Source organism: Azospirillum sp. UENF 111221 (assembly GCF_058780625.1).
The window spans coordinates 802,390-820,727 of the sequence record NZ_JBSNCH010000003.1 but is presented as its reverse complement, the minus strand read 5'-3'; the positions used below and the strand labels follow the sequence as shown (position 1 = coordinate 820,727).

The following is an 18,338-nucleotide window of genomic DNA, read 5'->3' as shown; positions in this document are numbered from 1 at the left end:
GTGCCGGAGCGGGTCAGCCGAGGAAGCCGATCGACACCCAGGGGAACGCCGCGACGACGATCAGCCCGACCGCCAGCGCCGCCAGATATCCCAGGATGGGCTTCATGCCTTCGTCCGGGCTGATGCGGCTGATGGCGCAGGCGGCGTAGTAGCCGACGCCGAAGGGCGGGGCGAACAGGCCGATGCCCATCGCCAGGATGACGATCATCGCATAGTGGACCTCGTGCACACCGATCTGGCGGGCGATGGGGAACAGCAGCGGTCCGAACAGCACGATGGCGGGGATGCCTTCCAGCACGCTGCCCAGGATGATGAAGGCGACGATGGACACCGCGATGAACACCGGCACGCCGCCGGGCAGCTCGCGCATCGCCGTCGCCAGGGTGTTGGAGAAGCCGGACTGGGTCAGCGCCCAAGCCATGCCGGTGGCGGCACCGATGATCAGCAGGATGGCGCCGGACAGGGCCGCGGTATCGACCAGCATCGGATAGATGCGGCGCCAGTCGAACTGGCGGTAGACCAGCAGCCCGGCGATCACGGCATAGACGATGCCGATGGTCGACACCTCGGTCGCCGTCGCCACGCCTTCGATCACCGCGGCGCGGATGATGAAGGGCAGGGCGATGGCGGGCAGGGCGATCAGGAACGCCTTGCCGATCTCGCCCCGGCTGGCGCGGCGGACATGGGACAAATCCTCGTCGCGGTAGCGCCACCAGACCAGGGCGGCGAGCGCCACGCCGAGAACGATGCCGGGCAGCAGTCCGCCGGTGAACAGGGCGGCGATGGACACGCCGGTGACGGAGCCGATGGTGATCAGGACCAGCGACGGCGGAATGGTCTCGGTCTGGGCGCCGGTGGCGGACAGCAGGGCGACCAGATCGCCGGGCTTGGCGCCGCGCGCCTTCATCTCGGGGAACAGCACCGGCGCCACCGCCGCCATGTCCGCCGCCTTGGAGCCTGAGATTCCGGACACGAGATACATGGCACCGATCAGCACATAGGACAGGCCGCCGCGCACATGGCCGAGCAGGCTGGCGAGGAAGCCAACCATGGCGCGGGCCATCCCCGTCATCTCGATCAACTGGCCGAGGAAGACGAACAGCGGAACCGACAGCAGGATCAGGTGGCTCATCCCCTCGTCCATGCGGCCGACCATGACGATGGCCGGGGTCGAGGTGGCGAGCGACAGGTAGCCGAAGGTGGCGAGCCCGAAAGAGAAGGCGATGGGCAGACCGAGGAACACCATCACGCCGACGCCGACGACGAAGAAGAGCAGCAGGTTGAGGTTGCCGAGCCCGGCGAAGACCGGACCGGCCAGCACCGCCGCACCGATGGTCGCGGCCACCGCCAGCGCCGCCCACAGCACGTCGGCGGCGCGGCCGACACGGGCCAGCCGCAGCAGGGCGACCGAGATCATCAGGACGATGCCGACCGGCAGCGCCGATGCGCGCCAGGAATTGGCGATGTCGAGCGCCGGGGTGGTGACCCATACCTCTTCCGAGGCGAATTCATAGGCGGGTTCGGCCATCAGCAGCAGGAAGGCCAGCGCCGCCGTCATGGCGAGCACGTCGAGGAAGGCCTGGGCACGCGGTCCCAGCATGCCGACCAGCGCCGTCATCCGCATATGCTCGCCCCGGCGCAACGCGACGACCGAGCCGAACATGGCGAGCCAGAGGAACAGGATGGAGGCCAACTCGTCCGACCAGATGATCGGGCTGTGGAGGAGATAGCGCCAGATGACGCCGACCAGCAGCACGCCGACCTCGGCGAGCACCAGCAGCGCCGCCGGAAGTTCGACGAGGAAGCCGATGCCCCGGTCGAGCTGACCCAGCCAGCGGGCCTGGATGCCGGACCGCTGCCCGGAACCGTGAGCGCCGGAATCGTGAGCGGCCGTGGCCGCCGCATTGATGGGAGTGTTCATGAGGCCAGCCCTTCGGAAGGACGATCGGTGGACGGGACGGCCGACCTGGACCCGCCGCCCCTGGGGCCGGTGCCATTGGGACCGGGTCGAGGGCGGGGGTGCGGATCGGCCGGGTCGCAATCGACGGCAGTCTCAATGGACGCCAGTCTCAGCCCGGACGGTCTCAGCCGAGCTTGCCGGACACCTTCTCCAGCAGTTCCCAGGCGGTGGCGCCGTACTTGTCCTTCCACTCCTGATAGAAGCTGGTCGAGGACAGCGCCTTGCGGAACGGCTCGCGATCGACGGTGTGGAAGGTCAGCCCCTTGGCGGCCAGATCCTTCTGGAGGCTGTCGTTCAGGGCGGCGATGTCGGCGCGCTGGTCGTCGGCGGAGCGGTCCAGTTCGCGGCCGACGATCCCCTGGACATCGGCCGGCAGCTTGGCGAAGGCGCGCTTGTTGCCCAGCACCCAGTAGCCGTCCCAGACATGGCCGGTCAGGCTGCAGGTCTTCTGCACCTCGTACAGGCGGGCGGTGGCGATGATCGCCAGCGGGTTTTCCTGCCCCTCCACCACCACGGTCTGGAGTGCCGAATACAGCTCGTTGAAATTGATCGGGGCGGGAGCGGCGCCGATGGCCTTGAACAGCGAGGTCAGAGCCGGCGCCGGCGGCACCCGCATCTTGAAGCCCTTGATATCGTCGGCGGTCTTGATGACGCGGGTGGAAGAGGTGACGTGGCGGAAGCCGTTGTCCCAGATCTTGCCGAGCGTCATGATCGGGGTTTTGGCGATCTCGGCGCGGATGTGCTTGCCGAGGTCGCCGTCCATTGCCTGCCAGACGGCGCTGTAGTCGTTGAAGGCGAAGCCCATGCTGGTGATGCCGGACACCGGGACGAAGGTGGCGAGGATCAGCGAGCTGAGATTGAAGATCTCGACCCCGCCGTTGCGCACCTGACCCAGCAGGTCGGTGTCGCTGCCCAGCTGGTTGGCCGGGAACAGCTTGATGTCCAGCCGGCCGGAGGTTGCCTCGCGGATGCGGTCGATCGCTTCCTGGGCGCGGATGTTGACGGGATGGGTCGGGTCCTGGCCGGTGGCGTACTTGAACTGGAATTCGGCGGCGTCCGCCGGGTATTTCAGGATGGTGACCAGCGGCATGGCGCCGGCGGCTGCCAGAACGGCGCGGCGGCTGGGACGGAAGGAGGTGGCGCGGAAGGTCGGCATCTTGAGCATGGTTTCCTCTCCGGAATTCTATGGTTCGGCTTCTTTGGGGTTTGGCCTTTTTGGGCGGCAAGCGGGTGGCGGCAGGGGCCGGTTGCAGGGGCGGGGAAGCAGACTCCCCGCGTCCCGGAGGCCCTTACAGCCAGCCCTTGATGCTGGCCGCCATCGCATCGGTGGAGATGCCGTAGAGGTCGTGCAGGGTCGGCAGGGCGCCGGCCTTCAGGAACTCGTCGGGCAGGCCGATCTGGCGGAAGACCGGGGCGACGCCGGCGCGCAGCAGGGTGCCGGCCACCGCCTCGCCCAGCCCGCCGATGACCGTGTGATTCTCCGCCACCACCACCATGCGGCCGGTGCGTGCCGCCTCGCGCAGGATGGTTTCGGTGTCGAGCGGCTTGATGGTGGGGACGTGCAGCACCCCGATGCCGACCTTGTCGGCCTCCAGCCGCTGCGCCACCTCCAGCGCCCGCATCGTCATGATGCCGGACGAGATGACCAGCACGTCCGCGCCGTCGCGCAGCAGCTTGGCCTTGCCGAGTTCGAATTTGTAGTCGTACTCGTCCAGCACCAGCGGGACGTTGCCGCGCAGCAGGCGCATATAGACAGGGCCGTTGTGCGCGGCCATCGCGGGCACCACCTGCTCGATCTCGTGCGCATCGCAGGGGTCGATCACCACCATGTTCGGCATGGCGCGGAACAGCGCCAGATCCTCGGCCGCCTGATGGCTGGGGCCATAGCCGGAGGTCAGGCCAGGCAGGGCGCAGGCGATCTTGACGTTGCGGTTCTCCTCCGCAATCGTCTGGTGAACGAAGTCGTAGGCGCGGCGCGAGGCGAAGACGGCGTAGGTGGTGACGAAGGGCATCATGCCCTCGTGCGCCATGCCCGACGCCGCCCCCATCAGCAGCTGTTCGGCCATCCCCATCTGATAGAAGCGGTCCGGGAAGGCCTGGGCGAAGATGTGCAGGTCGGTGTATTTGGCGAGGTCGGCGGTCATGCCGACGATCTCCGGCCGCTGCTTCGCCAGCTCGACCAGCGCATGGCCGAAGGGGGCCGGCTTCGTCCGCTGCCCCTCCGCCGCGATGGAGGCGATCATGGCGGAGGTCTTCAGGCGCGGCTTGGAGGCAGTGTCGGTGCCAGTGGCGGTTGCGGTGCTCATGCGGTCCTCCCGGCGTCGAGCGCGTCCAGCGCCAGCTGCCATTCGTGCGCGTCGACGCGGATGAAGTGGTTCTTTTCGCGGGCTTCGAGGAAGGGCACGCCCTTGCCCATCTTGGTGTCGCAGACGATCATCCGCGGCTTGGGCTCCGGGTGGGTCTTGGCGGCGTCGAAGGCGGCGACCACCGCGTCCATGTCGTTGCCGTCGACCCGCTGGACGAACCAGCCGAAGGCCTCCAGCTTGTCCACCAGCGGCTCGAACGCCATCACCTGGGTCGACGGGCCGTCGGCCTGCTGGTTGTTGACGTCGACGATGGCGATCACATTGTCGAGCTTGTAATGGGCGGCCGACATGATGGCTTCCCAGACGGAGCCCTCGTCCAGTTCGCCGTCGGAGAACAGGGTGTAGACACGGGCATCGGAGTTCTTGCGCTTCAGCCCCAGCCCGATGCCGACCGCGATGCCGAGGCCGAGGCCGAGCGAACCGCCCGACATCTCCATGCCCGGCGTGTAGGCGGCCATACCCGACATCGGCAGGCGGCTGTCGTCGCTGCCGTAGGTCTCCAGCTCTTCGGCCGGGACGATGCCGGCCTCGATCAGGGCGGCGTAGAGCGCAATGGCATAATGGCCGTTGGACAGCAGGAAGCGGTCGCGCCCCTCCCAGTGCGGATCCTCGGGCCGGTAGGTCATGGCGTGGAAGTAGGAGACCGCCAGCACGTCGGCGATGTCCAGCGCCTGCCCGATATAGCCCTGGCCCTGCACCTCGCCCATCAGCAGGGCGTTGCGGCGGATGCGGTAGGCGCGTTCGGCCAGCGGCACATTGTGCCCCAGCGGAGTGGTGTCGAGTGCGGTGTCCACGGGAGGTGTCTCCAGCATTTCGGGATCAGTGGATCAGCATGCCGCCGTTGACGTCGAGCGTAGCCCCGGTGACGTAGGAGGACAGCTCGGACGCCAGGAACAGGCAGGAGCGGGCCACATCGTCGGCGTCGCCCAAGCGGTTCAGCGGAATGCCCTTGAGGATTTCCGTCCGCAGCTCCGGGGTCAGCTTGTCGCCGGTGATGTCGGTCTGGATCAGGCCGGGCGTGACCGAGTTGACGCGGACATTGTCCGGCCCCAGTTCGCGCGCCATCGCCTTTGCCAGACCCAGCACGCCGGCCTTTGCCGCGCTGTAATGCGGACCGCCGAAGATTCCGCCGCCGCGCTGCGCCGAAACCGACGAGATGCAGACGATGGAGCCGGACTTGCGCTCCCGCATGTGGGGGACGACCGCCTGGCTCATGTACAGCGTGCCGCGCAGGCTGACGTCGGTCACCGCCTCGTAATTCTTCGGGCCGATGTCCATGAACTTCAGCGGCTGGGTGATGCCGGCATTGTTGACCAGCACGTCGATGCGGCCGAACTCCTCCACCACGCGGTTGGCGACGGCAAAGCAGGCGTCGCGGTCGGTCACGTCGCAGGCGAAGCCGCGGTGCGCCTCGCCCAGTTCGGCGGAGGCTTCGGCGGCCTGGGCACCGTCGAGGTCCAGGATGATCGCGCGTCCGCCGTGCAGCGCGAAGAGCTTGGCGGTCGCCCGGCCGATGCCGCGGCGCGACGCCGCCCCGGTGATCACGCAGACCTTGTTGGACAGCAGCATGGTCGCTTCCTCTTCTCGAAGCAGGCTCCGCCGTGGCGGCCATGCGGGGGCCGCGACGGAGCATCGGATTTGTAGGGAGTTTGGTCGGGCTATCGGGATGTTTAGCGTGGTCCGCCGATGGTTTGTTGGGCAGACCGTTGAGGAAATACTATGTTCTTGAGATGAGCCTGACAAACGAATAAGATCGCAGTCACATGAATTGAATTCACTGAAATGCTGCGATGCGGAAGCGGGTCTCAATCAAGGCGTTGCAAGCGTTCGAGGCTGCCGCGAGGCTGCAATCCTTTGCAACCGCAGCGCAGGATCTCGGCCTGACGCCGTCGGCGATCAGCCATCAGGTGAAGATTCTGGAGGAACAGCTGGGCTTTCCGCTGTTCCACCGGGTGCATCGGTCGGTGACGCTGACCGATGCGGGGCGGGCCTATGCCGCGGAAATCATCGCCGCCTTCGCCCGCATCGACACCGCCACGCGCAACGCCACCACCGCAGGCGTCGGCACCACCATCCTGACCGTGCGCTCGATGCCGAGCTTTGCCACGCAATGGCTGATGCCGCGGCTGAACCGCGTGAAGGAGCTTCACCCGGCCATCGACATCCGGTTGCAGGCCTCGGTCTCACCCATCGACCTGACGACGGGGGCGGTGGACATCGACATCCGCTACAAACCCGGTCCGCCGCCGTCCGGCTGCGTGATGGCCCAGTTCCCGGAGGACACCATCGTGCCGATGTGCGCTCCGGAACTGGCCAATGGCCTGAACCCGATCCGCCGGCCGCAGGATCTGAGCCGCCATATCCTGATCCATTCGGAAATCAACATTGTCGGCTGGCGCGACTGGGCCCGCCGGCATCGCGGCGTGCAGCTGGACATGGAGCGCGGTCTGCGCTTCGACCGGTCCTTCATGGCGATCAACGCCGCGGTGAACGGGATGGGGGTTTGCCTGGACAGCCTGCTGCTCGCCCGGCGGGAACTGGAGTCGGGCAGGCTGGTGATCCCGTTCCCGCCCCGGCCGCTCAAGGCGCAGGGGCATGGCTTCGTAACCTTGAAGTCGTCCTTCGACCTGCCGAAGGTCCGGCTCTTCCGCGACTGGCTGTTCGACGAGTTGGAAGCCTGCCGCCAGTGGGAGGAGCGCCACCTCGCGTCCCTGCAAGGAGGAGCGGCGCCGCGTTAAGTGTGCGGAGCCGCCGTCGTTCCCCGGCGGATCAGGGTCGGCACCAGCGGCGGCAGCGCGGCCGGCCGGCTCCCCTCCAGGCAGGCGAGCAGATAGTCGGCGGCGCGCCGGCCGATCTCGTGATTGTCGACGTGCATGGTGGTCAGCGGCGGATCGAGCTGGCGGCTGATGGCGATGTCGTCGAAGCCGGTGATGCTAAGGCCTTGCGGCACCGTCAGCCCCATCGCCCGCGCCTCCAGCAGGGCGCCGAGGGCGAGGTAGTCGTTGCCGCAGATCACCGCGGTCGGCGGCGGATCGGTCGCCAGCATGGCGCGCACGCTCTGCCGGCCGAAATCGATGCTCCATTCCCCTTCGCACAGATGCTGCGGGCGGATGCCGAGGCCGCGTTCGGCCAAAGCCGCGCGCACCCCGTCCAGGCGTGCGGCGACGCGGTCGTTGCCGGCCGTCGGCTGGATGATCACCCCGATGGTTTCGTGGCCGAGGTCGAGCAGGTGGCTGGCGATGCTGTGGAATGCCTGCCGGTTGTCGAAGCCGATGCAGGGATGTGGACTGTCAGGCCGGTGGCTGTAGGTGACGACATAGGGAATGTGCCGGGCCTGGATGCCGGCGAACAGATCGGGCCGGTGGGCCTCGCCGACGATGGCAAGCGCCTCCACCCCACGGGCCAGCATCGCCTGCACGTCGTGAACCGCCTGATCCTGGTCGTAGTTGAAGCAGCTCAACAGCAGAGTGATGCCGCGCTCGGCGAAGGCCTTCTGCATCGCCCCGACCTGGGCGGCGAACACCTCGTTGTCGAGGGTGGGGATCACCGCCCCGACGATGGAGGTGCGGCGGCGGGCCAGCGCGCTGCCGGCGGCATGCGGCATCCAGCCCATCGCCTTGGCGGTCGCCAGCACGCGTTCGCGGATCGCCGGGGCGACCTTTTCCGGATTGTTGAAGACGCGCGATACGGTGGCGATCGACACGTCCGCCGCCGCGGCAACATCCACGGCACGGGGAGCGCGGGGCGCAGGTCCGGTCTTCGGATCGCGCTCTGACATCGCCGGCATCTCCATAAGGTTGTGCGGAACCGTTTCATTGAAAGCGGTTACACATCCTCATTGTTACGTCAAGTTTGTTGTTGCATCAGTCCGTGATGCGATCTATGTAAGCGCTTACATCAATGGTGCCGGCCCTGTGACGCTCTCACGTTTTCCGGCCCGTTTTCCCATGGCAACCCGCGAAGGCCCGCCGACGAACGGGCCACATCAGGAGGAATGGTATGCGCTACGGTCTTCAGTCGGTTCTGGCGAGCGCCGTCACGGCAGGCATGCTGCTGTTCAGCGGCATGGGCAACGCGGCCGAGATCGGCGCGCACACCATGAAGCTGGCGAGCGCCGGTGCCGACGGCTCGCCGCTGGCCCTGGGCATGGCGAAGTTCGCCGAGATCGTGAAGGAAAAGAGCGGCGGCAAGATCAAGGTCCAGCTCTTCACCAACGGCGTGCTGGGCGGCGACGTGCAGATGATCTCCGCGCTGCAGGGCGGCATCGTCGAGATGACGGTGCTGAATGCCGGGCTGCTGTCCAGCCTGGACGACAATTTCGTCATGGTCGACCTGCCGTTCCAGTTCGACTCGCCGAAGGTGGCCGATGCCGTGATGGACGGCCCGGTGGGCAAGACGCTGTTGGACAAGCTGTCGGCCAAGGGGCTGGTCGGTCTCGGCTATTGGGAACTGGGATTCCGTCAGCTGACCAACAGCCGCCGTCCGATCGCCACGGTGGAGGACATCGCCGGCCTGAAGATCCGCGTCGTGCAGTCGCCGATCTACATCGACCTGTTCAACACGCTGGGCGCCAACGCCGTGCCGCTGCCCTTCCCGGAAGTCTACACCGCGCTTGAGAGCAAGACGGTGGACGGCCAGGAGAACCCGGCCCCCAGCATCCTGACCGCCAAGCTGAACGAGGTGCAGAAGTACCTGACGCTCAGCAACCACATGTACAACCCGCAGGCCGTGCTGGTCGGCGCCAAGTTCTGGGCCAAGCTGAACGAGGACGAGCGCAAGCTGATCCAAGACGCCACGCTGGAGGCCCGCGACTACGAGCGCCGCGTCTCGCGCGAGCAGGCGAGCAAGGCCGTGGACGAGCTGAAGGCGAAGGGCATGACCGTCACCGAACTGGCTCCGGCGGAGGTCGAGAAGTTCCGCGCCAAGATCCGCCCGGTGGTCGAGAAGTTCTCGCAGAAGGTTGATCCCGCCCTGATGGCGCAGGCCCAGGCCGAGATCGCCAAGGCGCGCGCCGCCCAGTGACGGTGCGGTAAGGCAGCGGAGCAGAGCCATGATCGTCGTCTTCGGATCCATCAACCTCGACATGATCTTCGCCATGGAGGATCTGCCCCTTGCCGGGCAGACCCTGCTGGCGCGGTCGCTGGACTTGCATCCCGGCGGCAAGGGGGCCAACCAGGCCGTCGCCGCCGCCCGCGATGGCGCCAGGGTGACGATGGTCGGGGCCGTCGGCGGCGACGGACTGAAGGAAACCGCGCTGGGCGGGCTGCGCGGCGCCGGTGTCGATCTGTCCCGCGTTGCGGTGACAGACCGGGCGACCGGCACCGCCGCCGTCTGCACCGATGCGGCGGGCCGCAACCAGATCGTCGTTGCCGGCGGGGCCAACCTGCAGGCGCGCGCCGATCAGGTCGAGGACGCGCTTCTGTCGTCCGGCACGACTTTGATCGTGCAGATGGAGTCCGATCCCGGCGAGACCGCGGCGCTGATCCTGCGCGCCCGCCGGCTGGGCGCACGGGTGATCCTGAACCTCGCACCGGCCGCCCCGCTGCCGCTGCCGGTGCTGAAGTCCGTCGACATCCTTGTGGTGAACGAGGATGAGGCGGAATGGCTGGCCGGCGATCTCGGATGTGCCGGCGACGCGGCGTCGCTCCGCTCCTTGTTGGGCGGCACGGTGATCCGCACGCTGGGCGGCGACGGTGTCGAATGGTCGTCTGTCGACGGCAGCGCGGTGGACGGCAGCGGCCGTCAGCCGGCTCCCACCGTCGCCGTGCGCGACACCACCGGAGCCGGCGATTGCTTCGTCGGGGTGCTGGCGGCCGAACTGGACCGCGGCCGGCCGCTCGCCGCGGCGATCCGCCGTGCCGCCTGCGCCGCTTCGCTGTCCTGCACGCGGGCCGGCGGTCAGGCCAGCCTGCCGGCGGCGCCGGAAACCGACGCGGCTCTCGGCGGGCTGGCGGTCGCCTGACCGGCCCCCGAGCTTCGGTTCCGCGCTCCATTTCCTTGCTTTCGCATTCCCTCCCGATTGGAAGTCTTCCCATGGCGCAGCGCATTGACGGCATCATTCCGGTGATGCTGACCCCCTTCACCGATGCCGGCGAGATCGATTATCCGGGGCTGGCCCGCCTGATCGAGTGGTATCTGGCCAACGGCGCCGACGCCCTGTTCGCCGTCTGCCAGTCCAGCGAGATGCAATTCCTGTCGCTGGCCGAGCGGGTGGAACTGGCGAAATTCGTCGTCGCCGCCGTCGCCGGCCGGGTGCCGGTGGTGGTGTCGGGCCACATCAGCGACGACCTCGACACCCAGGTCGAGGAACTGACGGCGATGGCCGCCACCGGCGGCGACGCGCTGGTGCTGGTGACCAACCACCTCGACCCGAAGAACGAGGGAACCGAGGCATTCCGCCGCCACCTGTCCCATCTGCTGGAGCGTCTGCCGAGCGACATGCCGCTGGGGCTGTACGAATGCCCGGCGCCCTACCGCCGGCTGCTGAGTGACGAGGAGCTGCGGCTGTGCATCGACAGCGGCCGCTTCGTCCTGCTGAAGGACGTCAGCTGCGATCTGCCGACGGTCGAGCGCCGGCTGAAGATCGCCGAGGGCTCCGGCCTCGCCATCATCAACGCCAACGCCGCCATCGCCCGTGACGCCATGCGGGCGGGATCGCCGGGCTTCACCGGCGTCTTCACCAACATCCACCCCGACCTCTACCGTTGGATGCGGCTGCATGGCGACCGCCATCCCGAACTGGCGGACGAGCTGGCGACCTTCCTGGTGGTGGCCGCGGTGTCGGAAAGCCTGGGCTATCCGGCCTTCGCCAAGATGTACCACCAGCGCCTCGGCACCTTCGGGTCGATCCGCTGCCGCGTGATCCAGTATGACGTGCGCGAACGCTTCTGGGCGCTCGACGCGGTGCTCGACAAGGTGGTCGCCGGCACCGACGCCTTCCGCGCCAAGATCGCGGCGCTGCCGGCCGAATGACCTGACGGGGTCCTGAACGAAAAGAGCTTTAGGGGAGGAACGGATGGGCCGCTTCATCGACGGGTATGTCTTCGTTCTGAAGGTCGCGATCGTGGCCTGTCTGGCCGGCATGCTGGTGCTGGTCTTCGGCAACGTGGTGCTGCGCTACGGCTTCAACAGCGGCATCACGGTGTCGGAGGAGCTGTCGCGGCTTCTCTTCGTCTGGATGACCTTCATGGGGGCGGTGGTGGCGCTGCACAAGCACGGCCATCTCGGCATGGACACCATGGTCGCCCTGCTGCCCAGGACGGGGAGGCTGCTCTGCTTCTGCCTCAGCCATCTGCTGATGATCTACGCCACCGGGCTGCTGCTCGGCGGCAGTTGGGACCAGACGCTGATCAACCTGCAGGTGACGGCGCCAGCCACCGGCCTGTCGATGGGGTTCTTCTACGGTTCCGGCGTGGTGTTCGGCGTCCTGGCGCTGGTGATCCTGGTCTTCAACCTCCTTCGCGCTCTGACCGGCCGCCTCAAGGACGGCGAGCTGATCACGGTGACGGAGTCCGAGGAAACGGCCGACGCCACGCATGCGCCCACCGGCCGGCCCGCCTGATCCCCAGATAGCCCGAGCGGCAAGGAGTTCCTGCCATGACCGTCACCGTCTTCCTCGGCTCGCTGCTGGGGGCCATGGCCATCGGCACGCCGATCGCCTTCGCGCTGCTGCTGTGCGGCGTGGCGCTGATGTTCCATCTCGACCTGTTCGACGCCCAGATCGTCGCCCAGAACGTCATCAACGGCGCCGACAGCTTCCCGCTGGTCGCCGTGCCCTTCTTCATGCTGGCGGGCGAGGTGATGAATGCCGGCGGCCTGTCGCGGCGCATTGTCGCCGTGGCGATGGCGCTGGTCGGCCATATCCGCGGCGGGCTCGGCTACGTCGCGATTCTCGCCTCCTGCATCCTCGCCAGCCTGTCCGGGTCGGCGGTGGCCGATGCCGCCGCCCTGTCGGCCCTGCTGGTGCCGATGATGGTGCGGGCCGGCCATGACAAGGCGCGCTCCTGCGGGCTGATCGCAGCCGGCGGCATCATCGCGCCGATCATCCCGCCCAGCATCGGCTTCATCCTGTTCGGCGTCGCGGCCAACGTGTCGATCACCAAGCTGTTCCTGGCCGGCATCTTCCCGGGCCTGATGCTGGGTCTGGGTCTGGTCGCCGCCTGGTGGCTGGTGGTCCGCCACGAGGATCTGGCCCCGCCGCCGCGGGCGACGAAGGGGGAGGTCGCGGCGGCGGTGAAGGATGGCTTCTGGGCGCTGATGCTGCCGGGCATCATCATCTTCGGCCTGAAGTTCGGCATCTTCACGCCCACCGAGGCGGCTGTGGTCGCGGCGGTTTATGCGCTGTTCGTCGCCGTGGTGGTCTATCGCGAACTGAAGCCGTCGCAGTTGTTCGACCTGTTCGCCTCGGCGGCCACCACCACCGCGGTGGTGATGTTCCTGGTCGCCGCCGCCATGGTGTCGGCCTGGATGATCACCATCGCCAATCTGCCGGCCCAGGTCGGCGAGATGCTGGAGCCCTTCATGGGCAGCCCGACCTTGCTGATGGCCGCTATCATGGTGCTGGTGGTGATCGTCGGGACGGCGATGGACATGACGCCGACCATCCTGATCCTGACTCCGGTCCTGATGCCGGTGATCAAGCAGGCCGGGATCGACCCCGTCTATTTCGGCGTGCTGTTCATCATCAACAACGCCATCGGCCTGATCACCCCGCCGGTCGGCACCGTGCTGAACGTGGTGGCCGGCGTGGCGAAGCTGAACATGGGCAGCCTGATGCGCGGCGTCTGGCCCTTCCTGCTGGCGCAGCTTCTAGTGCTGACCCTGCTGGTGCTGTTCCCGTCGCTGGTGATGGTGCCGGCCCGCTGGTTCGCGGGCTGAGCCGATCCCCTACAGGGAGCTGCCGGCCACGGGTTCGGCAGCTCTCCCGGCACCCAGCAGGATGCCCAGGCGCCCCGCGGCACCGGTGATGTGGTCGGACATCGCCTGTGCTGCGCGGGCGCTGTCGCGTGTCTGCAAGGCCTTTAAAATCCGCTCGTGCTCCTCCAGGGTTTCCCAGATGCGGTCCTCCTGGGCGAAGGGAAGCGTCTGGATCTCGGTGACCACCGCATCGACCGTCCGGAACAGGTCCAGGACCATGCGGTTGCCGCAGCCTTCGACGATCAGGTGGTGGAACTTGCTGTCCTCCACCCCGGCCTGGGCGAAATCATGCGCCTCGAAGGCGCTGCGCATCCGCACCAGCGTGCTGGCCAGCGTTTCAAGCGTGGCCGCGGGCAGGGCGATGGCGGCAAGCTGGGCGGCGTGGGGCTCCAACGCCAGACGCGCCTCGTAGACTTCACGCGGTGAGTAGAGGTCGGCGAACCGCCAGGCGGCGACCGGGTCCGGCGGCTTGCCGTCGGTGAGAAAGACGCCGCGCCCCACCTCGATCCGGATCATGCCGAGCGTTTCCAGCGCCGACAGCGCCTCGCGCAGCGATGCCCGGCTGATGCTCAGCCTCTCGGCAAGCTCGCGCTGGGGCGGCAGCTGGTCGCCCGGACGCAGCCCCTGTTCGTTGATGATCCGGCGGATCTTCTCGACCGCCGCCTGTGGCACCAACAGCCGTCCACGCATCCTGCCGATCCCTGTCTGTCGTTGCTCTTGCCGGGGTGCCCCACGCGACGCCTTGACAATAGCCCAGAAAGGGCGTGCAATCCAACTGGTCAGACCGGTATGGCCTCTCAGACCAAAGAAAACGACAAAACCGGCTTTCAGGGATTCGCGTCAGGCATTCACCCACCCATGCAGGGAGACGCAGGTACAGCCATGCGCAGACAGATCCTCAAACTCGCTCTCTTCGCCGCGGCCTCCGCCACCGTCTGGGGCGGCTTCGCACCGGCCCGCGCCGCCGACCTCGCCGTCGGCGCCAACATCGGCAACGTCCCGTGGGAGTTCCAGGACGCGACCGGCAAGTTCGTCGGCTTCGAGATCGATGTGGTCAACGAGGCGGCCAAGCGCTTGGGTAAGACCGTGGAGATCGTCAACATCCCCTTCAACGGCCTGTTCTCCGCCGTCCAGTCGGGCCGGATCGCCATGGCGATCTCGTCGATCACCATCACCGACAAGCGGCTGGACTTGGTGTCCTTCGCCCAGCCCTACTATGACAGCGACCAGTCGCTGACCGTGCGGGCGAACACCCCGATCAAGAGCGTCGACGATCTGAAGGGCAAGTCGCTGGGCGTCGATACCGGTTCCACCGGCGACATGTGGGTGAACCAGAACCAGGCCAAATACAGCTTCGGCGATGTCCGCCGCTATGAAGGGCTGCAGCCGGCGATGCTCGACCTCGGGGCCGGGCGCCTGGACGGCTACATCAGCGACATTCCGGCCTTGCTCTACTACACCAAGGACAAGCCGCAGTTCAAAGTGGTCCAGCGCATCCCGACCGGCGAGCGCTATTCCGTGATGTTCGCCAAGGACAGCCCGCTGCTGCCCGCCGTCAACGACCAGATCACCGCGATGAAGAAGGACGGCACCCTGGCCGTCCTGCATGAGAAGTGGTTCGGCGTGAAGCCGGATGCCGATGGCAGCACCGCCAAGGTTCTCGACATCCCGAAGAAGTCCTGAGCGCGGACTGACTTACCGCCATTGGAAACTCCGTCATCGGATGCCATGGCCGGGCACACGGCGCCTGAGTTGCGCGTGCCCGGCCCATGCCTGGACATTCTCTCATGGATTTGATCGACACCTTCTTCAATGGAAGGGTGCTGTGGAATTCGCTGCCGCTCCTGCTGATGGGGTTGGGAACCACGCTGTCGCTGGGGATTCTCAGCATCGTGCTCGGCCTGGTCGGCGGTTTGGTCCTCGCTCTTCTGCGTCTTTACGGCCCGCCTGCACTGAGCGGGCTGTGGGTGCTCTACATCGACCTGTTCCGCGCCATTCCCATCCTGGTGCTTCTGGTCATCGTCTATTACGCCCTGCCGTTCGTCGGCATCCGGCTTTCCCCCTTCGCATCGGCCACCACCGCCCTGTCGCTGGTCAGCGCCGCCTACAGCGCTGAAATCCTGCGGGCCGGCATCCAGGCGATCCCCCGCGGCCAGTTCGAGGCCAGCCAAGCGCTCGGCCTGTCCTATTGGAGCATGATGGGGGACATCGTCCTGCCGCAGGCCGTCCGCATCGTCATTCCGCCGATGACCAGCAACTGCATCAACGTGATGAAGGACACCGCACTCGCCTCCGTCGTCGCGATGCCGGACCTTCTGAAGCAGGCGACGCAGGCCCAGGCGCTGGCGGCGAACCCGACGCCGCTGATCGGCGCCGCCGCGCTCTATGTGCTGCTGCTCCTGCCGATGGTGCGCGCCGTGGGCACGCTGGAAAAACACTTCGCCAAGGAGCGCCGTTGACATGCAGATCAACGATATGCAGGCGGGGAAAGCGGGCAGGGCGGCATCCGCGCGCCCGGCCGCCCGGCCGATCATCGCCATCCGCGACCTGCGCAAGATGTATGGCAGCTTCTGCGCCCTTTCCGGCATCAACCTCGATGTCGCGGAAGGCGAGGTGGTCGTTCTGCTCGGCCCGTCGGGGTCGGGGAAATCGACCCTGATCCGCTGCATCAACCTGCTGGAGACCTACGATTCCGGAACGGTGACGGTGGACGACGTCGCCGTCCGGCCCGGTCCCAATCTGGCTGCCGTCCGCAGCGAGGTCGGGATGGTGTTCCAGAGCTTCAACCTGTTCCCCCACATGACCGTGCTGCGCAATGTCGCGCTGGCGCCGATCCGGGTGCGCAAGCTGGCGCCGAAGGCCGCCGAGGAACGGGCCATGGAGCTGCTGACCCGCGTCGGCATCGCCGAACAGGCCGGCAAGTTCCCCGGCCAGCTGTCGGGCGGCCAGCAGCAGCGCGTCGCCATCGCCCGCGCGCTGGCGATGGAACCCAAAATCCTGTTGTTCGACGAGCCGACCTCGGCACTCGATCCGGAGATGGTCGGCGAGGTGCTGGACGTCATGCAGTCGCTGGCCCGCACCGGCGTCACGATGGTGGTCGTCACCCATGAGATGGGCTTCGCCCGCCGCGTGGCCGACCGCGTCATCTTCATGGAGCGCGGCCAGATCGTCGAGGAGGCGAAGCCGGAAGCCTTCTTCTCCGCACCCAAGGAAGAGCGCGCCCGTGCCTTCCTGCAAGCGGTCCTGAACCATTGAGCGCCGCGAGGATCATCCCGGCGGTGCCGCTGACCGGCGACACCTTCGCCCCGTTCGGCACGGTGCTTTCCGCCGGAATGGGCCGGTCGTCCCTGGTCAATGACGGGCGCGGCATCCGCTATGACGCCGAGCATGGGCTGGGCTTTGCCGGTGAGCCGCTGCCGCCGGTGCTGGCGCTCTACCGCATCACCCCGTCACGGCTGCCCTTCGCCGTGACGGCGATGGAACAGCACCCGCTCAGCAGCCAGACATTCGTTCCGATGACCGGCGGGCGCTTCCTGGTGGTGGCCGCCCTCGCCGACGACGGGGGCGACCCGGATCCGGAGACCGCCCGTGCCTTCGTCGCCGGTCCCGATCAGGCGATTACCTATGCCGGTGGCGTCTGGCACTGTCCGCTTGTGGCTCTCGACGAGACCGCCGACTTCGCCATGATGATGTGGCGCGCCCCCGATCCCGACGCCGACTGCCGCGTCGTCTCCCTGTCCGTGCCGCTGCTGGTCGCCGACCACGCCGCCGCGATCTGACCGAAGGAATTGAACCCGTGTCGAACGTGACGACCTCCCCGCTCGATCTGTCCTTTGTCCGCGCCCAGTTCCCGGCGCTCGCCGGTGACTGGATCTTCATGGACAATGCCGGGGGTTCCCAGACGCTGGCGCGTGTCGCCGACCGCATCCGGGATTATCTGCTGACCAGCAACGTGCAGCTGGGCGCCAGCTACGCCGTGTCGCGGCAGTCCGGCGCGCGGGTCGCCGACGCCCATGCCGACATCGCCGAGCTGATCGGCGCCAAGCGGCCGGACGAGGTGGTCATGGGCGGAAGCACCACGGCCCTGCTCTACACCCTGTCGGCGGCGATGGCCGAACAGATCCGGCCCGGCGACGAGATCGTCGTCACCAACTCCGATCACGAGGCCAACATCGGCCCCTGGCGCAAGCTGGAGGAGAAGGGCGCCGTGATCCGGACCTGGGCCGTCCGCCCCGACAGCCTGGAACTGGCGCTGGACGATCTCGAACCGCTGCTGAACGGGCGCACGCGGCTCGTCTGCGTCACCCATGCCTCGAACATCCTCGGCACCATCAACCCGGTAGCCGACATCGCCCGGCTGGTGCACCGGCACGGCGCGAAGCTGCTGGTCGACGCTGTCGCCTACGCCCCGCACCGCGCGGTGGATGTCGCCGGCTGGGACGTCGATTACTACGTCTTCAGCTTCTACAAGGTCTATGGACCCCATTTCGCCGTTCTCTACGGCAAGCACGAGCTTTTGGCCGCGCTGCCCAGCCTGAACCATTATTTCATCGACCGCTCGGTGATCCCCTACAAGCTCCAGCCCGGCAACGTGAATTACGAACTCGCCGTCGGCTGCACCGGCATCGTCGATTACCTTGCCGAGCTCGGCGAGCGCTGCGGTGCCGCCGGGCCGCGCCGGGCCAAAATCGTGGCAGCCTTCGACGCCATCGCCGCCCATGAGGAGGCGCTTGCCGAACGGCTGCTCGCCTATCTGCGCGGACGCAACGATGTGAGGGTCATCGGCCATGCCGCCGCCGACCGCTCCCTGCGGGTGCCGACCATCAGCTTCGTGGTGGACGGATACCGGTCGGACGAGGTGGTGGGCGCGGTCGATGCGGCGATGATCGGCATCCGCTTCGGCGATTTCTATGCCAAGCGCCTGATCGAGACATTGGGGCTGACCGCGGTCAACGGCGTGATCCGTGTGTCGCTGGTCCATTACAACACGCTGGACGAGGTCGACCGCCTCATCGACGCCCTCGGCAATGCCATGCCGCAGCGGCGGTGAGCCTAGGGCCGACCGAAGGATGACCGACCGATCACATCTGGAACAG

General features: G+C 67.3%; 18 protein-coding genes. 11 read left to right on the top strand and 7 right to left on the bottom strand.

The features are described 5' to 3' along the window. Positions 1 to 13: 13 nt before the first annotated feature. From ACWPN3_RS11875 to ACWPN3_RS11855, 5 genes are all read right to left on the bottom strand, one after another. A complete protein-coding gene (locus ACWPN3_RS11875) occupies positions 14 to 1,921 on the bottom strand; it encodes a TRAP transporter large permease (protein WP_492242946.1) in 1,908 nt (635 codons plus the stop codon). 163 nt (positions 1,922 to 2,084) lie between these two features. Further along, positions 2,085 to 3,125 carry a TRAP transporter substrate-binding protein gene (locus ACWPN3_RS11870; RefSeq protein WP_492242945.1) on the bottom strand — a complete coding sequence of 347 codons (1,041 nt, stop codon included), beginning with the start codon at positions 3,123 to 3,125 and terminating at the stop codon, positions 2,085 to 2,087. A 124-nt stretch (positions 3,126 to 3,249) separates the two neighbouring features. Continuing rightward, positions 3,250 to 4,266 (bottom strand): transketolase family protein, encoded by a 1,017-nt coding sequence (locus tag ACWPN3_RS11865; RefSeq protein ID WP_492242944.1) that lies wholly within the window; start codon positions 4,264 to 4,266, stop codon positions 3,250 to 3,252. Then, on the bottom strand, positions 4,263 to 5,120 hold the full coding sequence (locus ACWPN3_RS11860) for a transketolase (protein ID WP_492242943.1): 858 nt from the start codon (positions 5,118 to 5,120) through the stop codon (positions 4,263 to 4,265). The genes ACWPN3_RS11865 and ACWPN3_RS11860 overlap by 4 nt, the downstream gene beginning before the upstream one ends. 25 nt (positions 5,121 to 5,145) lie before the next feature. Next, positions 5,146 to 5,895, bottom strand: coding sequence for an SDR family NAD(P)-dependent oxidoreductase (locus tag ACWPN3_RS11855; protein WP_492242942.1), 750 nt, complete (start codon positions 5,893 to 5,895; stop codon positions 5,146 to 5,148). 221 nt (positions 5,896 to 6,116) lie between these two features. Between ACWPN3_RS11855 and ACWPN3_RS11850 the strand changes: the two genes are divergently transcribed. Next, complete coding sequence (locus tag ACWPN3_RS11850; RefSeq protein WP_109096764.1) at positions 6,117 to 7,064, top strand: LysR substrate-binding domain-containing protein; 948 nt, start codon at positions 6,117 to 6,119, stop codon at positions 7,062 to 7,064. Here the strand turns inward: ACWPN3_RS11850 and ACWPN3_RS11845 are convergent. After that, the gene (locus ACWPN3_RS11845; RefSeq protein WP_492242941.1) at positions 7,061 to 8,104 is read right to left on the bottom strand and encodes a LacI family DNA-binding transcriptional regulator; all 1,044 of its coding nucleotides are present in this window, start codon (positions 8,102 to 8,104) and stop codon (positions 7,061 to 7,063) included. The two genes, ACWPN3_RS11850 and ACWPN3_RS11845, sit on opposite strands and share 4 nt — an antisense overlap. 221 nt (positions 8,105 to 8,325) lie before the next feature. Here ACWPN3_RS11845 and ACWPN3_RS11840 point away from each other — a divergent pair, with 221 nt between their 5' ends. The 5 genes from ACWPN3_RS11840 (at position 8,326) to ACWPN3_RS11820 (ending at position 13,203) form a co-directional block, all read left to right on the top strand. Beyond that, positions 8,326 to 9,348, top strand: coding sequence for a TRAP transporter substrate-binding protein (locus ACWPN3_RS11840; protein ID WP_492242940.1), 1,023 nt, complete (start codon positions 8,326 to 8,328; stop codon positions 9,346 to 9,348). A 28-nt stretch (positions 9,349 to 9,376) separates the two neighbouring features. Continuing rightward, positions 9,377 to 10,288 (top strand): ribokinase, encoded by a 912-nt coding sequence (locus ACWPN3_RS11835; protein ID WP_492242939.1) that lies wholly within the window; start codon positions 9,377 to 9,379, stop codon positions 10,286 to 10,288. Positions 10,289 to 10,359: 71 nt separating this feature from the next. Then, positions 10,360 to 11,298, top strand: coding sequence for a dihydrodipicolinate synthase family protein (locus ACWPN3_RS11830; RefSeq protein WP_492242938.1), 939 nt, complete (start codon positions 10,360 to 10,362; stop codon positions 11,296 to 11,298). A gap of 43 nt (positions 11,299 to 11,341) precedes the next feature. Next, positions 11,342 to 11,887 (top strand): TRAP transporter small permease, encoded by a 546-nt coding sequence (locus ACWPN3_RS11825; protein ID WP_492242937.1) that lies wholly within the window; start codon positions 11,342 to 11,344, stop codon positions 11,885 to 11,887. Positions 11,888 to 11,922: 35 nt separating this feature from the next. Further along, positions 11,923 to 13,203 (top strand): TRAP transporter large permease subunit, encoded by a 1,281-nt coding sequence (locus tag ACWPN3_RS11820; protein WP_109096759.1) that lies wholly within the window; start codon positions 11,923 to 11,925, stop codon positions 13,201 to 13,203. A gap of 9 nt (positions 13,204 to 13,212) precedes the next feature. On the opposite strand, the gene ACWPN3_RS11815 is transcribed toward ACWPN3_RS11820, so the two are convergent. Beyond that, a complete protein-coding gene (locus ACWPN3_RS11815) occupies positions 13,213 to 13,932 on the bottom strand; it encodes a FadR/GntR family transcriptional regulator (protein WP_492261407.1) in 720 nt (239 codons plus the stop codon). Positions 13,933 to 14,124: 192 nt separating this feature from the next. On the opposite strand from ACWPN3_RS11815, the gene ACWPN3_RS11810 reads away from it, so the two are divergent. The 5 genes from ACWPN3_RS11810 (at position 14,125) to ACWPN3_RS11790 (ending at position 18,292) form a co-directional block, all read left to right on the top strand. After that, positions 14,125 to 14,925 carry a transporter substrate-binding domain-containing protein gene (locus ACWPN3_RS11810; RefSeq protein ID WP_492261406.1) on the top strand — a complete coding sequence of 267 codons (801 nt, stop codon included), beginning with the start codon at positions 14,125 to 14,127 and terminating at the stop codon, positions 14,923 to 14,925. 104 nt (positions 14,926 to 15,029) lie between these two features. After that, the gene (locus ACWPN3_RS11805) at positions 15,030 to 15,701 is read left to right on the top strand and encodes an amino acid ABC transporter permease (RefSeq protein WP_492261405.1); all 672 of its coding nucleotides are present in this window, start codon (positions 15,030 to 15,032) and stop codon (positions 15,699 to 15,701) included. A gap of 16 nt (positions 15,702 to 15,717) precedes the next feature. Beyond that, entirely contained in the window at positions 15,718 to 16,497 is a 780-nt protein-coding gene (locus ACWPN3_RS11800) for an amino acid ABC transporter ATP-binding protein (RefSeq protein WP_109452509.1), read from the top strand. After that, entirely contained in the window at positions 16,494 to 17,021 is a 528-nt protein-coding gene (locus ACWPN3_RS11795; protein WP_492242934.1) for an ureidoglycolate lyase, read from the top strand. Before ACWPN3_RS11800 ends, ACWPN3_RS11795 begins: the two co-directional genes overlap by 4 nt. Before the next feature lie 17 nt (positions 17,022 to 17,038). After that, the gene (locus tag ACWPN3_RS11790; protein ID WP_492261404.1) at positions 17,039 to 18,292 is read left to right on the top strand and encodes a cysteine desulfurase-like protein; all 1,254 of its coding nucleotides are present in this window, start codon (positions 17,039 to 17,041) and stop codon (positions 18,290 to 18,292) included. The last annotated feature ends 46 nt before the right edge of the window (positions 18,293 to 18,338 follow it).

Coding starts and splice junctions, on each gene's coding strand:
- ACWPN3_RS11875 (WP_492242946.1), bottom strand. CDS start 1,921: ATGAACACTCCCATCAATGCGGCGGCCACGGCCGCTCACGATTCCGGC.
- ACWPN3_RS11870 (WP_492242945.1), bottom strand. CDS start 3,125: ATGCTCAAGATGCCGACCTTCCGCGCCACCTCCTTCCGTCCCAGCCGC.
- ACWPN3_RS11865 (WP_492242944.1), bottom strand. CDS start 4,266: ATGAGCACCGCAACCGCCACTGGCACCGACACTGCCTCCAAGCCGCGC.
- ACWPN3_RS11855 (WP_492242942.1), bottom strand. CDS start 5,895: ATGCTGCTGTCCAACAAGGTCTGCGTGATCACCGGGGCGGCGTCGCGC.
- ACWPN3_RS11850 (WP_109096764.1), top strand. CDS start 6,117: ATGCGGAAGCGGGTCTCAATCAAGGCGTTGCAAGCGTTCGAGGCTGCC.
- ACWPN3_RS11845 (WP_492242941.1), bottom strand. CDS start 8,104: ATGTCAGAGCGCGATCCGAAGACCGGACCTGCGCCCCGCGCTCCCCGT.
- ACWPN3_RS11840 (WP_492242940.1), top strand. CDS start 8,326: ATGCGCTACGGTCTTCAGTCGGTTCTGGCGAGCGCCGTCACGGCAGGC.
- ACWPN3_RS11835 (WP_492242939.1), top strand. CDS start 9,377: ATGATCGTCGTCTTCGGATCCATCAACCTCGACATGATCTTCGCCATG.
- ACWPN3_RS11830 (WP_492242938.1), top strand. CDS start 10,360: ATGGCGCAGCGCATTGACGGCATCATTCCGGTGATGCTGACCCCCTTC.
- ACWPN3_RS11825 (WP_492242937.1), top strand. CDS start 11,342: ATGGGCCGCTTCATCGACGGGTATGTCTTCGTTCTGAAGGTCGCGATC.
- ACWPN3_RS11820 (WP_109096759.1), top strand. CDS start 11,923: ATGACCGTCACCGTCTTCCTCGGCTCGCTGCTGGGGGCCATGGCCATC.
- ACWPN3_RS11815 (WP_492261407.1), bottom strand. CDS start 13,932: ATGCGTGGACGGCTGTTGGTGCCACAGGCGGCGGTCGAGAAGATCCGC.
- ACWPN3_RS11810 (WP_492261406.1), top strand. CDS start 14,125: ATGCGCAGACAGATCCTCAAACTCGCTCTCTTCGCCGCGGCCTCCGCC.
- ACWPN3_RS11805 (WP_492261405.1), top strand. CDS start 15,030: ATGGATTTGATCGACACCTTCTTCAATGGAAGGGTGCTGTGGAATTCG.
- ACWPN3_RS11800 (WP_109452509.1), top strand. CDS start 15,718: ATGCAGGCGGGGAAAGCGGGCAGGGCGGCATCCGCGCGCCCGGCCGCC.